Genomic DNA, 1,121 nt, shown 5'->3' with positions numbered 1-1,121 from the left:
TTCCCTGCGCAGTGGCTTTACGGCTTATGACGCGCTCTCCCCGGTGAGACGGCCTCTATTGCCACCGTCGCCCTTCGGAAGCGTTAGCTTCTTCAGACTTGACGCCGTTACGGGCGCCAGGACCACACGCTTTTGCCGTACGCATCAGCCGCGACCGTCAATCGCAACGTCAACGTCCACCGCATCCCCGCCCCTCGTCATGACGACGGCCGACGCCCCTCTGAATGGGACGGGATGGGCATAGATGTGCAGGTGATTTGGGGTGGATGGGAAGGGAAATGTTTTTGGTTTTCGGAAATTTTGTGCTTGACAAGACTTCTGACAATCAGAATCGATTTGCCCAACGCGCCACCGGCCGGGCTGCTCGCGCACCCGGCGTGAGGTGATTTTGGGGAAGCCGCCGAGAGACAAAGCGCGCTAGCAGACCTTCAACGTGCGACGGGTCGATACAGTTGCATGTCGCGCCTGCGGAACGATATTGGCGGCGGGATGCCGGGACGGCGTGAGCGAAAGGAGCTTTGAGACTTGGTGGAGCTGCGATGTCGCTAGTGAACTTGCGGGAAAAAGTTCATGAGCTGGGGCTGCGAAAAACAAAACACTGTATCAAAATATGCCCTCGCGGTATCAAATCAGATCCACCGCACCGCATGAATCATGCGAAAACAGCCCCACGGCGCCATCGAGTGTAGCCCAGCAGATGAGAGCATTTGGCGGCAAGACCACGCGAGCGAGCTTGTTTGCGCGACGGGTTGAAGCTGGACCTAAACGAGCTCGCTCGCGATGGGTTCGTCGAAACCGGCTCGATTGCGCGGAATTCATGGGACGCGCTCGTTCGCAACCGCAGGCATCTCGAAAGAGCTGGAAGGCTGGCTTCAGACATGATGGGGTTTTCCCAATCACTACCCCTGCCTGGAGGCTAACTCTTTGACTTTCACGTCGTGGCAATTTGCGGTGTTCGTGTCTGGGGTATTTGCCCTTTATTACTGGCCATTCGTTCGCCCATATCAAGTCTACATCCTGGTAGTTGCAAGCCTGTTCTTCTATGGATTCGGGCAACCGGAATTGCTGGCGCTGCTCGCGATAGCGGTCTTCGGGACTTACTTCTTTCTCTTGAAAGCCAT

General features: G+C 56.6%; 1 protein-coding gene. It reads left to right on the top strand.

The window, feature by feature from the left end:
* Window positions 1–924: 924 nt before the first annotated feature.
* The coding region (locus JQ641_RS37700) for a hypothetical protein (RefSeq protein ID WP_212002410.1) at window positions 925–1,121 on the top strand (197 nt) is incomplete at its 3' end.

Source organism: Bradyrhizobium sp. JYMT SZCCT0180 (genome assembly GCF_018130165.1).
Taxonomy (GTDB): Bacteria; Pseudomonadota; Alphaproteobacteria; order Rhizobiales; family Xanthobacteraceae; genus Bradyrhizobium.
The sequence above is the reverse complement of the archived record's forward strand: the minus strand, read 5'-3'. Positions and strand labels throughout refer to the sequence as shown.